General features: G+C 53.7%; 13 protein-coding genes. 7 read left to right on the top strand and 6 right to left on the bottom strand.

The annotated features are described in order from the left end of the window. Positions 1 to 58: 58 nt before the first annotated feature. From EAW52_RS15300 to EAW52_RS15290, 3 genes are read right to left on the bottom strand one after another with little or no spacing between them, the layout of a single operon-like run. The gene (locus EAW52_RS15300; RefSeq protein WP_010797624.1) at positions 59 to 1,576 is read right to left on the bottom strand and encodes a tripartite tricarboxylate transporter permease; all 1,518 of its coding nucleotides are present in this window, start codon (positions 1,574 to 1,576) and stop codon (positions 59 to 61) included. A gap of 1 nt (position 1,577) precedes the next feature. Then, a complete protein-coding gene (locus EAW52_RS15295; RefSeq protein ID WP_122043119.1) occupies positions 1,578 to 2,036 on the bottom strand; it encodes a tripartite tricarboxylate transporter TctB family protein in 459 nt (152 codons plus the stop codon). 45 nt (positions 2,037 to 2,081) lie between these two features. Beyond that, the gene (locus EAW52_RS15290) at positions 2,082 to 3,065 is read right to left on the bottom strand and encodes a tripartite tricarboxylate transporter substrate binding protein (protein WP_177411935.1); all 984 of its coding nucleotides are present in this window, start codon (positions 3,063 to 3,065) and stop codon (positions 2,082 to 2,084) included. Between the two features lie 348 nt (positions 3,066 to 3,413). Between EAW52_RS15290 and EAW52_RS15285 the strand changes: the two genes are divergently transcribed. Together EAW52_RS15285 and EAW52_RS15280 are read left to right on the top strand one after the other, a co-directional pair. Beyond that, entirely contained in the window at positions 3,414 to 4,085 is a 672-nt protein-coding gene (locus EAW52_RS15285; protein ID WP_122043117.1) for a response regulator, read from the top strand. A gap of 58 nt (positions 4,086 to 4,143) precedes the next feature. Then, a complete protein-coding gene (locus EAW52_RS15280; RefSeq protein WP_051370242.1) occupies positions 4,144 to 5,556 on the top strand; it encodes a sensor histidine kinase in 1,413 nt (470 codons plus the stop codon). Here EAW52_RS15280 and EAW52_RS15275 read toward each other — a convergent pair. Both EAW52_RS15275 and EAW52_RS15270 read right to left on the bottom strand, forming a co-directional pair. Continuing rightward, entirely contained in the window at positions 5,550 to 6,386 is an 837-nt protein-coding gene (locus EAW52_RS15275; RefSeq protein WP_010797629.1) for an HDOD domain-containing protein, read from the bottom strand. The two genes, EAW52_RS15280 and EAW52_RS15275, sit on opposite strands and share 7 nt — an antisense overlap. Before the next feature lie 33 nt (positions 6,387 to 6,419). Then, positions 6,420 to 7,358 (bottom strand): folate-binding protein YgfZ, encoded by a 939-nt coding sequence (locus EAW52_RS15270; protein WP_122043116.1) that lies wholly within the window; start codon positions 7,356 to 7,358, stop codon positions 6,420 to 6,422. A gap of 147 nt (positions 7,359 to 7,505) precedes the next feature. Here EAW52_RS15270 and EAW52_RS15265 point away from each other — a divergent pair, with 147 nt between their 5' ends. Both EAW52_RS15265 and EAW52_RS26430 read left to right on the top strand, forming a co-directional pair. Next, positions 7,506 to 7,760 carry a succinate dehydrogenase assembly factor 2 gene (locus EAW52_RS15265; protein ID WP_019366542.1) on the top strand — a complete coding sequence of 85 codons (255 nt, stop codon included), beginning with the start codon at positions 7,506 to 7,508 and terminating at the stop codon, positions 7,758 to 7,760. Continuing rightward, positions 7,744 to 8,196, top strand: coding sequence for a protein YgfX (locus tag EAW52_RS26430; protein ID WP_122043115.1), 453 nt, complete (start codon positions 7,744 to 7,746; stop codon positions 8,194 to 8,196). Before EAW52_RS15265 ends, EAW52_RS26430 begins: the two co-directional genes overlap by 17 nt. On the opposite strand, the gene nadB is transcribed toward EAW52_RS26430, so the two are convergent. Further along, positions 8,159 to 9,775: an L-aspartate oxidase gene (gene nadB, locus EAW52_RS15255; RefSeq protein WP_122043114.1), complete on the bottom strand. Its 1,617-nt coding sequence runs from the start codon at positions 9,773 to 9,775 to the stop codon at positions 8,159 to 8,161. The genes EAW52_RS26430 and nadB overlap by 38 nt on opposite strands. 335 nt (positions 9,776 to 10,110) lie before the next feature. On the opposite strand from nadB, the gene rpoE reads away from it, so the two are divergent. From rpoE to EAW52_RS15240, 3 genes are read left to right on the top strand one after another with little or no spacing between them, the layout of a single operon-like run. Further along, positions 10,111 to 10,692, top strand: a complete 582-nt coding sequence (gene rpoE / locus EAW52_RS15250; protein WP_010797633.1) for an RNA polymerase sigma factor RpoE — start codon at positions 10,111 to 10,113, stop codon at positions 10,690 to 10,692. A 31-nt stretch (positions 10,693 to 10,723) separates the two neighbouring features. Further along, on the top strand, positions 10,724 to 11,326 hold the full coding sequence (locus tag EAW52_RS15245) for a sigma-E factor negative regulatory protein (RefSeq protein ID WP_122043113.1): 603 nt from the start codon (positions 10,724 to 10,726) through the stop codon (positions 11,324 to 11,326). 18 nt (positions 11,327 to 11,344) lie between these two features. Continuing rightward, the gene (locus tag EAW52_RS15240; protein WP_122043112.1) at positions 11,345 to 12,277 is read left to right on the top strand and encodes a MucB/RseB C-terminal domain-containing protein; all 933 of its coding nucleotides are present in this window, start codon (positions 11,345 to 11,347) and stop codon (positions 12,275 to 12,277) included. Positions 12,278 to 12,478 lie beyond the last annotated feature (201 nt).

Here is a 12,478-nt window from a genome sequence, read left to right as displayed (position 1 = left end):
CCGGAGCGAGACGATCAACGTTTGACAGAAACGCTTCACTGTTTGGTTTTTGCCTTTATCACGCGTTGGCCAAGTTGGCTTTACGGCGAAGAGAGCGACGACGCCAGATGCGAACTATCGGCAGGATCAACATGACGATGACCAGCAGCCATACGATTTGGCTGATGCCACTGGACCATAGAATGTCCATGCTGCCATTGGAGATCGAAAGCGCCCGGCGCAGGTTCTGCTCCATGAGGCCTCCCAGAATGAAGCCCAACAGCAGCGGCGACAATGGGAAGTCCAGCTTGCGCAGGATGTATCCAATGATTCCGATGATCACCATTAGGATCAGGTCAAACGTTGTCGCATGCACGGCATAGACGCCAATTGACGTGATGATGGCAATGATAGGGACCAATGCCCAGTTCGGTACTGCCAGGATCTTGGTGAAGACCTTGATCATGGGTACGTTCAGGATGAGCAGCATCACGTTGGCAATGAACAGCGAAGCGATCAGACCCCAGACCAGCGTAGGTTCGTTCTGAAACAGAAGCGGGCCAGGAGTGATGTTGTACAGCGTAAGGGCACCAATCATGACTGCTGTCGTTCCCGACCCTGGAACACCCAGCGTCAGCATAGGAATCATGGCGCCACAGCAGGACGCACCGATCGCGGTTTCTGGCGCAGCAAGGCCGCGAAGGTCTCCTTTGCCAAACTCACCCTTTTCACCAGCCATGCGCTTTTCAGTCATGTAGGCCAAGGCACTGGCCAATGTCGCACCCGCACCGGGCAATACACCCATGACAAAACCGCCAACAGCACAGCGAAGGTTGGTCAGAAATACCGACTTGGCTTCCTTGAAGTTGAACAGCATGCGACCTGTTGCCTTGACAGCTTCCTGGCCATGGTGGGTTTTCTCAAGCAGCAATAACACCTCGCTTACCGAAAACAGGCCCAGGACCAGCACAACAAACTGGATGCCGTCTGCCAGATGGATGCTGTCAAAGGTGAAGCGATAAACACCACTGTTGGCATCAATACCGATGGCCGCCAGGAAAAGCCCTAGCAACGAGGCGACCAGCGTTTTGACGGGTTTGTCACCCGCCATGCCTGCCAGACAGACAATGGCAAAGACCATCAGCACGAAGTATTCAGCTGGGCCAAAGGCAATTGCCCATTTAGCCAGCAGCGGGGCAAACAGTACCATGCCGCATGTCGCCACGAAGGCGCCAATAAAGGAGCTCCAGGCCGACAAGGACAGGGCTACGCCGGCCAATCCTTTACGGGCCAGTGGATAGCCGTCCAGGGTGGTCATGAGCGTTGATGCTTCGCCCGGGATGTTCAGTAGAATCGACGAAATACGTCCGCCATATTCACAGCCAAGGTAAACCGCTGCCAAAAGAATCAAAGCGGATTCAGGCGGCAGGCCTAGCGCAAACGCTACCGGGATCAACAGGGCCACCCCGTTGATAGGGCCTAAGCCTGGGAGCAGGCCAACCACGGTTCCGATCAGCGTACCGATCAGGGCGATAATAAGGTTGGTAGGCGTTAAGGCAACACCAAAGCCTTGGGCAAGAAAATTCAGGGTTTCCATCTTAGATCTCCAGGCCGTCTAGGATGCCCAAGGGCAGTGGAACGTCCAGAATGCGATCGAACAGGATGTATAGGCAGATGGACATGACAATGCTGGTCACGAGGCTGGGCAACCAGCGCCCGCCATAGAGTCGAGCAAACAGAAAGCCTGCAACGATGCTGCTGGGAACAAAGCCGAATGGCTCGAACAGCAGGGCGTAAGCCAGTAGCAGCAGAACGCAGCTGACTACCTTGCGCGCAGTTGGTGCATCCATGGGTTGTTCGTCATGGGCGTGATCAATTGGCGTAGGCTTGATCAGAAGGTAAGCCAGCCCTGCTGACATCAGTCCCAGCATCAACATGGGGTAGGCGCGGGGGCCGACCGGCTCGTAAGAGAACGGTGCCTGATAATCCAGGGCAAGGTACATCATGACCAGGCCGGCAATTAGCCAGACGCCCAGAAAGAGACGTTGAAAAAGCATGGCATTTCCCTCGAACGCTCCGCCTGCGCGGAGCGGCAGGTAGTGTTATTGGATCAGGCCAAACTCTTTAGCCATACTCCGGTACTTGGCAACTTCCTTCTGTACATAGGCATCCAGCTCACTGCCAGTCATGGCAAAGGGGAAAAGCTCACGCTGGTCGCGTAGTTTGGCAAAGTCATCCGAAGCCAGCAGTTTGTCGAAGGAGGCTTTCCACCAGTTGTAGTCTTCATCACTGACTTTCGGGCCAAGGTAATAGCCACGCACTACAGGCCATACGATGTCGTATCCCTGTTCGCGAGCGGTTGGGATGTTGGCCATGGCAGGCTCCTCCAGACGGTTTTCAGAAAAGACCGCCAGGATTCTCATATCACCGCTCTCGATGTGAGGCATAGAGTCGGAAATATCCGTACTGCCCACCTGAATATGCCCACCCAGCAGAGCCGTTGCGATCTCGCCACCGCCTTCCAATGAGACATAGCGGAGGTCACGCGGATTGATACCCGCGGCCTTGGCAACGAGCGCGGTCTGCATCCAGTCCTGGCTACCGACGGTTCCGCCAGAGCCAATGACCACTTTGCCTGGATCCATTTTAAGCGCTTCGACCAGATCGCCAAGGGTCTTGTAGGGAGAATCATTCTTTACGGCGATGGCACCGTAACTGGTTCCTACTGCTGCCAGCCATTTAACGGCCTTTTCATCGAAGCGGCCAAACTTGCCTTGTGCCAGGTTGAGCAGGGAGCCGCTTGAAAACGCAACGATTGTTCCACCGTCCTTGGGGCGTTGTGCCACGACGGTATTGTAAGCCACTGCGCCTACACCTCCTGGCATGTAGGTAACCCGCATAGGTTTTTCTAGCAGCTTGGCGTTTACCAGCGCGCTCTGGGCAAGTTTGCAGGTCAGGTCGAAACCACCGCCTGGAGAGGCTGGTGCAATACATTCAGGGCGTTTGGGTTCAGCTTGCAGCTGTGTGGAGAGCATTGCTGCAACAGCAGCGATTGCCAGGGGGCGTAGGGATAGGGCCATGGTTATCTCCTTTTGTTTTTATAGTGCGGAACGGCAACGGAGCAGCGTGATTCTATTGCTGAGGCAATCTTGCGTCAGTTAAAAACTGATACGTAAACAGGTAGCGAGCCTGACGGCTGGCGAAGTGCGTAAGTAGGGTAGGGCGGAAGAGTTTCCGACGAGGCGAGTATGCGACGGGTCTGCATAATGGGATTCCGTATTGTTGTTTTTGTAGGGTCTTTGGTGCGTATAAGGCTTATTAACCTGATCGTAGTGGCACAAGCTTTCACGAAGCTTTCAATCTGAAAGGATCTAGACCATTTATCAGTCGCTCTGGGTACACTGAGACGATCTAACACGATTTCGGAGAATCGAGTGCGTATCTTGCTCGTCGAAGATCATCTGTCACTGGCTGAAAGTGTGGCGCAGGCGCTGAAGGGAGAAGGTTGGACTGTCGACGTCATCAATGACGGTGTCGCTGCTGACCTGGCACTGGCAAGTGAGGAATATGCATTGGCCATTCTAGATATTGGGTTGCCGCGAATGGATGGCTTCGAAATCCTGGCCCGTCTTCGTGAGCGGGGTAACCGTTTGCCGGTATTGATGCTGACGGCGCGCGGGGAAGTGAAGGATCGGGTTCAGGGGCTTAACCTAGGGGCTGACGATTACCTGGCTAAACCCTTCGAACTTACCGAGCTCGAAGCTCGAGTCAAGGCACTGCTTCGACGCAGTGTGTTGGGCGGCGAGCGCCAACAGCGCTGCGGCCCGCTCGTTTATGACCTCAACACCCGACGCTTCACGCTTGATAATGAGCCCTTGACCCTGACCTCGCGCGAGCAGGCAGTGCTTGGCATTCTGATTGCCCGACCCGGTCGGGTGATGAGTAAGGAACAACTGGCTTCCCAGGTCTTTGGTCTGGATGAAGAAGCCAGCCCTGAGGCCATCGAAATCTACATACATCGTTTGCGCAAGAAGCTTGAGGCCAGTGCTGTTCGTATCGTGACCTTTAGAGGGCTGGGCTACCTGCTGGAGTTTTCAGGTGCTTGAACGCAGGGAAGGCGTGAGGGTAAGCCCGGAAAGTTCTGAAGCCAATAGCAGTGTTGTCATCGAGGGCAGTCTGCGAGGTCGATTGCTTGGCCGTCTGGCTGTCTTGCTGGCCTTGTTATTGATCGTGAGCAGCCTTAGCGCCTATATCAATGGTCGCCAGGTTGCCGACACCGCCTATGACAGGACGCTTTTGGCATCAGCCCGAACCATCGCAGCCGGGCTGTCCGCAGAGGACGGTACCCTGAGGGCCGATGTGCCCTATGTCGCGCTAGATACCTTTGCTTATGACAGTGCCGGCCGAATCTATTATCAGGTGCTTGACATTGAAGGGCATCTGACCTCCGGGTACGAAAATCTTCCGCCACCTCCTCCGGATACGCCGCTGACTCAGGACTATCCTGCCTTGGCGCGTTTCTATGACGGACAGTACCGGGGGCAAGGTGTACGGGTTGTCAGTTTGATGCAGCCGGTCAGTGAAACCAATATGAACGGCATGGCTGAAATACGGGTAGCGGAGACAGAGCAGGCTCGTGAAAACATGGCGCGTAGCCTGCTGGTTGATACCTTGTTGCGGCTCTGCCTTCTTTCCGTGGGAGCTTTGCTGCTGGTTTGGTGGGTTGTAAGCGTAGCGCTTCAGCCGCTTGAGCGATTAAGGGCTGCGGTTGAGGAGCGTCAGGCGGACGATTTGCGTCCGCTGCCTAGGGTGGTGATTCAGCGGGAGCTGTTTCCCTTGGTAAGCGCATTGAACCAGTTTACGGTCAGGCTGAGAGGGCTCTTCGAGCGTCAGGCTCAGTTCATTGCCGACGCTGCCCATGAATTACGTACACCACTGGCCGCGCTAAAGGCTCGCCTTGAGCTGGGTGTTCGTGAGCAGAGCCCGCAGCAATGGCATGCAACCCTGCTTGATGCCCAGCGCAATACAGACCGCTTGGCTCATCTCGCCAATCAGCTCCTGTCCCTGGCAAGGATCGAAAGCGGGGCACAAGCCATTGCCGAAGGTGGAGCAGAGCGCATCGAGTTGGGAGCCTTGGCCAGAGATCTTGGTCTTGCGCTTGCGCCGCTGGCCTATAAGCGAGGTGTCTCGCTGGAGCTGGAAGCGGAAGCTGAGGTATGGGTAAAGGGCGAGCCAACCTTGCTCAATGAGTTGTTATCCAACCTTATCGATAACGCACTGGCTCACACGCCTGAAAATGGTACGGTCATTATCCGGGTGCTCACACCCTGTATTCTTGAGGTCGAGGATGATGGCCCGGGTATTCCTGCCGATGCGCGAGCGCACGTTTTCGAGCGCTTCCACCGGCTAGATCCCCAGCGGGGCGGTGCCGGGTTGGGATTGGCTATCGTAGGAGAGATCTGCCGCGCCCATCAGGCTGCTATAACCTTGCATGATGGCGCGGCGGGAGGGCTGCGTGTAAGGGTTGTATTCCCTGACGAGCGCGTGATCCCCAATATCGATTGGACGGCCTATTGAAGGAAGTGCTTGGACTGTTCCAGTGCTTCCCCTAGATCCTCATCGGCCTTGATGTCGGTAGAAGGATCCAGCCCCAGCTTTCTGAAGGAAGCGATAGGCGTCCAGTCCATTTTAGTCAAGGGATGCTCCGTGCCGCTAAGGCTCTGCAGGTAAGCAACCTGAACAATGTCGGCGTAATCCACCTTGGGCGTATTGCGCTCGAAGTCCAGATAATCCTGAGGCACGTTGACAATGGACTCCTGGAAATCCCAGGCTTTCAGAATCCGCTTCCCTATCTTGGGATGGATTTCCTCGATTACACGATCCAGTGTCAGCGAGTTGGCCAGCAGTGAACTGTGCTCTTCGGCATACGTCAGGATGGGTAGCACACCGATCTGATGCACCAGGCCCGCCAGTGCAGCCTGATCGGGAGAAAGGCGAGTGAAGTGCTTGCACAGAACATAGCTGATGCCCGCGATTTCCGTGCTTTTAGCCCATACCTCACGCATCTTGTGATCAACCGCGTCGGTAGTAGCTTGGAACATCTGCTCCATTGCAAGTCCGATTGCAAGATTGCAGGTGTAGTTGATACCTAGCCGATTGATAGCGGTGTGAAGATCCGTGATCTCGTTGCTAATTCTGAGCAGCGGACTGTTTACTACCTTAATGATTCGCGCCGTCAATGCCGTATCGTTGCCGATGAGCTTGCCCATGTCAGCGCTTGTGACATCCGGGTCCTCGGCTGCCTCGCGAACACGCAGGGCCACTTCAGGTAACGTTGGCAGAACCAGCTGATCGTTTTCAATGGCCTCGTTGAGCTCTTGAGCTACCTGTTCGGCAAGCATGATCATTCTTTATCCCTCGAAAAGCATTCGTCTGATACGTCAGCGTTGAATTTCGCGATCCGTATCGATTACATAAGGCAGATCCAAGAGCTCGCACACGGGGCCCTCGTTAGACGCGAGATGAATGCGGCCATCCTCTTTCGCATCGATTTGTAAAACAGCCAGAAACTCTGTTCTACCGTCATCCCGCGCAGCCAATACCACTTCTCCCACGCTGCTATTATGCACCGGAGAAAACAGCTCGGTGCCAGGCGCTGGTGCATCAGCGTCTACCTTTAGGCGATAGAGTCGGCGCTTCAGTCGCCCAAGGTATTGCATGCGTGCGACGATTTCCTGACCGGTATAGCAGCCTTTCTTGAAGCTGACGCCATCCACAGCCTGCAGGTTGATCATTTGAGGAATGAACAGCTCGCGGGTGGGGCCGAACACCTGTCCGATTCCCTCGCGTATCTGGCCCAGCAGCCAGTGCTCTAGGACGACCTCAGGCGCTATGCTGCTTAATTGCTGATGGAAGGACTCAGCAAGCGCGCTAGGAGTCCAGATTTCGATACGCTGTCCACTCAGACGTATCGCTAACATGCCGTCAAAATGAGCAACACCATTAACCTGTTCGGGAAGAGTCAATGACGGCAGTGCTTTCTGCGCCGTCTCAACACTGGCGCCGAATCGCACCCATTCAGCACTTTCGTCTGCCAGCGTCGACTTGGAAAACACTGCGTATTTCTTTAGGTCCGTCAACTGCGGCTCTACTAATTCCTTCGCCATCGCCAGCAGGTATCCTTCCTGGATTTGCACGATGCGAAAGCTCGAAACCATTCTTCCCTTAGGCGTACAGCGAGCACCCAGGCTGGATGTTTCTGCATTGAGATAATTGATGTTGCAAGTCACTTGGCCTTGCAGGAATTTTCCCGCGTCCGCTCCGCGAATCGCCAGGATGCCTTCATGAGACAGTGCGCAAAAATATAAGGAGTCAGCCATAGAGCATCAACGGCAAGAGAATGAACGCTCATCATAGAACGCAGGCGTGTTCTTGTCAGTTGCGATAACAACAAGATGCTTTGCTGCAGGTAGAGCTGAGCAATCTGATGAACTCGCCTATAATGCGCCCAACTTTGAGGAGCCACCATGACAGACGAAACTGAACTCAAGCGACTTTTCTGGCACAGCCGTCGCGGCATGCTTGAACTGGACGTGTTGCTGGTACCTTTCGTTCAGGAAGTTTACCCTTCACTGAGCCTGCAGGATCAAGACCGCTACAAAAAACTCCTCGACTGTGAAGATCAGGACATGTTCGTCTGGTTTATGCAGCGGGGAGAGCCTGAAGATCCAGACCTAAAGTATATCGTTCGGATGATTCTGGATCGTGTCCAACCGGATTGAGCCGTTTGAATGCCACTGGCAGCACTCTCGACAATTATTTTGTGTCTATTGTGCGACCTTGCTGTTGGCCTTCGTCTCGTTATTTATGGCCAACATTCCGACATGGGCGGCCATCATGGGCGCTCTCATGTGTGTCGCCCATGCTGCCTGGGTAATTCCGGGCGCCATATTATTGCATCGGCCAAATGAGCCGCGCCGCCTGAAACATGATGAGAGCGGATGGCAACTCTGGTCTCCAGGGCAGGGGTGGCACCCTGTTCAGCTATGCAGGGATAGCATGGCGCTGCCGCTTATTATCGTGTTGCGATATCGGCGTGTAGATGAAAAGTGGACCCGGGCAGTTTGTATCCCGCCCGATGCCATGACGCCGGATGCTCACCGGCGTCTGCGGGTCAGGCTCAGGTTTGCGCAGCGACGTTGGGCGGCACCAGAATAGTATCCTGTACCTGATTGCACGGCCTGGGATAATCCAGTGTGTAGTGCAGGCCACGGCTTTCCTTGCGCGCCATGGCGGAGCGGACAATCAACTCTGCTACTTGGGCAAGATTTCTAAGCTCAATCAGATCACGGCTTACTTTGTAATTGCTGTAGAAGTCATCTATTTCTTTCATTAAAAGCTGTATGCGGTTGTAGGCGCGTTGCAATCGTTTGTCGGTTCGGACGATGCCTACATAGTTCCACATGAAGCGGCGCAGCTCCTCCCAGTTGTGCGTAATAATGACATCCTCATCCGAATCGGTTACCTGGCTGGCATCCCAGTTGGGAAGGTGGGGAGGGTGCTCTGTCTTGTCGAGTTGACTCTCGATATGCCTGGCCGCTGAGCGCGCATAAACGAAGCATTCGAGTAGTGAGTTGCTGGCCATTCGATTGGCACCATGCAATCCCGTAAAGCTGGTTTCTCCGACGGCATAGAGCCCCGGCAGGTCAGTACTTCCGTTTTCATCTACGCATACCCCGCCGCAGGTATAGTGAGCAGCTGGTACGACAGGGATTGGCTCGTGGCGAATATCGAAGCCCAGGCTCAGGCATCGCTCATAGACCGTAGGAAAGTGTGCAGTAATGAAGTCGGCCGGCTTATGGCTAATATCGAGATGGACATAAGGAATGCCAAGTCGCTTCATCTCATGGTCGATCGCCCGGGCTACGATATCGCGTGGCGCCAGTTCGGCTCTCTCGTCAAAGCGCGGCATGAACCGCTCACCGTTTGGCAGCTTCAAAAGAGCCCCTTCGCCTCGCAATGCTTCCGTAATCAAAAAGTTGCGGGCCTGCGGATGATAAAGGCAGGTAGGGTGGAATTGATTGAATTCCATATTGCCTATACGGCAGCCGACTCGCCATGCCATGGCAATGCCGTCACCGCAGGCGCTTTCTTGGTTGCTGCTGTACAGGTACACCTTGCTTGCTCCACCGGTCGCTAAGACTGTAAAGCGTGCACCGTATGTATCAACTTCACCGGTGTTTCGGTCAAGTACGTATGCACCTAGGCAGCGGTTGTTTTTTAGTCCGATCTTGATGCCTGTAATCAGATCGACCGCAACCTGTTGTGAAAGCAGATGAATATTAGGCCGTTCCTTAGCGGCAGCCAGTAGAGTATCGAATATTGCAGCGCCAGTTGCGTCGGCAGCGTGGATGATCCGTCTATGGCTGTGGCCACCTTCACGGGTAAGATGAAGAGGAAACCTTTTCTGCGCGTCTCCTTCGCTTCGAGTAAAAGGAACGCCTAAGTCGATTAGCCATTCCATGGCCTCACGGCTTCTTTCCACCGTGAAACGAACAGCCTGTTCGTTGCATAATCCAGCACCCGCTATCAATGTATCCTTGACGTGGGAGTCTATGGTGTCGTCCTCATCCAGCACAGCGGCTACGCCACCCTGTGCCCAGTAGGTTGAACCATTGGAAAGGTTGCCTTTGCTGAGAACTGCGATCCGAAGGTGCGAGGGTAAGGTTAGTGCCAGAGTGAGGCCAGCAGCGCCGCTGCCGATGATCAGAACATCATGATCGATGTGTTGGCCCATATATCGTCTCTTTTTGTTGGTTTAGCTATACGATTAACTAGCGTAATGGCGATGTCATTCTATGGAGGAAGGAACTTTATAGGGCCCGGAGCCGTCCATGTGAGGATAATTTTCCACACGGACAGTAAAAAGTGGCCGAGAGAATGAATAGTGGAATGACTGCTAATAGCTATCAGCGGATGTCGGCGGAAGACCGGCTTACCGATCAGCGAATCGAAGACAAGGTTCGCCCGATATCTGCCGTGGGGAGAACTTTTACGCAGCACCCTGGTCTATCCAAACAACAGGATGAGAAGGGTGAAGCGGGTCTCCTTCGGAATCAACAAGGAGTTCCCATGCAAACCCAGGAACAGGATCAGCAGCTTGTCGAGCGCGTGCAGCGAGGCGATAAGCGTGCATTTGATCTCCTGGTGCTGAAATACCAGCACAAGATTTTAGGGTTGATCGTGCGCTTCGTGCACGACACCCAGGAAGCGCAAGACGTAGCGCAAGAAGCTTTTATCAAAGCCTATCGCGCGCTAGGGAATTTTCGTGGTGATAGTGCGTTCTATACCTGGCTATACCGCATTGCGATAAACACAGCAAAAAATCATCTGGTTGCTCGTGGTCGTCGTCCACCGGACAGCGACGTAAGCGCAGAAGATGCTGAGTTCTATGAAGGCGACCATGCTTTAAAGGATATCGAGTCGCCTGAGCGGTCGTTGTTGCGGGACGAAATTGAAAGTACCGTTCATCGCACTATTCAGCAATTGCCAGAAGATTTAAGGACCGCGCTAACTTTGCGTGAATTTGAAGGTCTTAGTTACGAGGACATTGCAAATGTGATGCAGTGTCCAGTAGGTACAGTACGCTCGCGCATATTCCGTGCGCGGGAAGCCATCGATAAAGCCCTGCAGCCTTTGTTGCGGGAAGCATGAGACAGCGGCGACAGCTATGAGAGAGGTTGATATGAATCGTGAAGCTCTGCTGGAATCACTGTCCGCTGTTATGGATAACGAAGCGGACGAACTGGAAGTCAGACGTGTACTCGCGGCGACAAGCGAGGACCCTGAACTCCGTGCTACTTGGTCCCGTTATGCAATGGCTCGTGCAGTCATTCGCAACGAACCTATCATGCCAAAGCTTGATATCGCATCTGCAGTGTCAGCTGCGCTGGCTAACGAAGAGGCGCCTGTGGTGACTACACCTGCTGCAGTGGCTAAGCCCAAGGCAAGCCGCTGGAGTGCGATCAGCCGAGTGGCAGTCGCGGCCTCTGTAACAGTGGCTGTATTGGCAGGTGTGCGCCTGTATAACCAGGAAGGCGTATCTGAGCAGATGGCCCAACAGTCTCCAGCACTTATCAGCGTACCGCAGGTACAGAGTCCTGCTGTATTGGCTAATTACAGCGAAGAAAGTGCTCAGAATGCTGAGTCCAAGGCGGCTAACCCGGCTGCAATGGCCAACCCACAGCTGCCTGGTTACATTCGTCAGCATGCACAGCAGGCTACTTTCAACAGTGTTGAAGGTTCAGCGCTTCCTTATGCACGTGGTGCTAACGCAGAAACTCGTTAATCCCTGATAAGGAAGAGCATGCGGTTTGCTCCAGTTATATATGGAATAGGCGGTTTGTTACTGATGGCTCAATCAGTACAAGCCGCCGAGTCAACGGATTGGTTGAACAAGCTATCAACCAGTGACAAGGTTAATTCCCAAGGTTCTTTTATCTACGAGAGCAATGGGAATCTAACTTCACATCATATCGCCAGAAAAGTCGATGCCAATGGGGATGTTAAAGAGCGTCTCTACCGGCTTGATGGCACTCCTTATGAAGTAGTGCGTAATAATAATCGCATTATCTGCAGTACTTCAGCAGATGATCAGGTTGATGTGGCAAAAAGCCTTGCTCCCAAATTGAGGCCTGATCAAATCGATAAAGGGTATACCCTCAAGCATCTCGGAGAGTCGCGCGTTGCAGACAATCCCACGGATGTCATAGCGTTTATTCCCAGAGATTCCTATCGATACGCTTATGAAATGCAACTAAGCAAGTCGACTGGACAGGTCCTCAAGTCGACCACATTCGATCAAAAGGGTAATGCACTGGAAAGACTACAGTTCATTACTTACTCGTCGCTTGCGCCAAGTGCAGCTGAGCTTGATCCTAAAGGTGACTGTGCTCCTGGCGCGGAAGCGGAAGAGGCGAGCCATGCAGACCAGGCTACATGGGCGGCTTCCTGGCTTCCCTCCGGCTTCGAGCAGGTGCGATCATTGAAGAGCTGGCAGGCAGGTGGGGACGAACGACCTGTACAGTACCTTCTATACAGCGATGGTCTGAGTAGTTTTTCTGTATTTGTTGACTCTGATAGTCATACAGCGATGACCGATAGTCGAAACCAGTTTGGTCCTACCAGTGTCGTATCCAAGCGCATCAATCCATCTGACAAGGATGTGTTGATTACTGTCGTAGGCGAAGTTCCTGCCGGTACGGCCGAGCGCATAGCGTTATCCGTACGGCCCGACTAAGTCTGTGCCGCTAATAAGTACATGTTTCTTGATACTCATAGGGAGTATCAGGAAACATTCAGCTTTTCTATGGTATTTCGTCAGGTGACTCTTTTAAGGCGGTTCGTCTGCTGCCTGAAGTAGTGATGCGGTGGGTACTGCACCATCGCTTGGTAAAAGCTAACTGTTAGCACTGTCTGTCCCCTGAAAGAACGGGAGCTG

The sequence above is a fragment of the Pseudomonas sp. LTJR-52 genome (assembly GCF_003691465.1).
GTDB lineage: Bacteria > Pseudomonadota > Gammaproteobacteria > Pseudomonadales > Pseudomonadaceae > Chryseomonas > Chryseomonas luteola.
The sequence above is the reverse complement of the archived record's forward strand: the minus strand, read 5'-3'. Positions and strand labels throughout refer to the sequence as shown.

Coding starts and splice junctions, on each gene's coding strand:
- EAW52_RS15275 (WP_010797629.1), bottom strand. CDS start 6,386: ATGATCATGCTTGCCGAACAGGTAGCTCAAGAGCTCAACGAGGCCATT.
- EAW52_RS15295 (WP_122043119.1), bottom strand. CDS start 2,036: ATGCTTTTTCAACGTCTCTTTCTGGGCGTCTGGCTAATTGCCGGCCTG.
- EAW52_RS15265 (WP_019366542.1), top strand. CDS start 7,506: ATGACAGACGAAACTGAACTCAAGCGACTTTTCTGGCACAGCCGTCGC.
- nadB (WP_122043114.1), bottom strand. CDS start 9,775: ATGGGCCAACACATCGATCATGATGTTCTGATCATCGGCAGCGGCGCT.
- EAW52_RS15245 (WP_122043113.1), top strand. CDS start 10,724: ATGAATCGTGAAGCTCTGCTGGAATCACTGTCCGCTGTTATGGATAAC.
- EAW52_RS15300 (WP_010797624.1), bottom strand. CDS start 1,576: ATGGAAACCCTGAATTTTCTTGCCCAAGGCTTTGGTGTTGCCTTAACG.
- EAW52_RS15270 (WP_122043116.1), bottom strand. CDS start 7,358: ATGGCTGACTCCTTATATTTTTGCGCACTGTCTCATGAAGGCATCCTG.
- rpoE (WP_010797633.1), top strand. CDS start 10,111: ATGCAAACCCAGGAACAGGATCAGCAGCTTGTCGAGCGCGTGCAGCGA.
- EAW52_RS15240 (WP_122043112.1), top strand. CDS start 11,345: ATGCGGTTTGCTCCAGTTATATATGGAATAGGCGGTTTGTTACTGATG.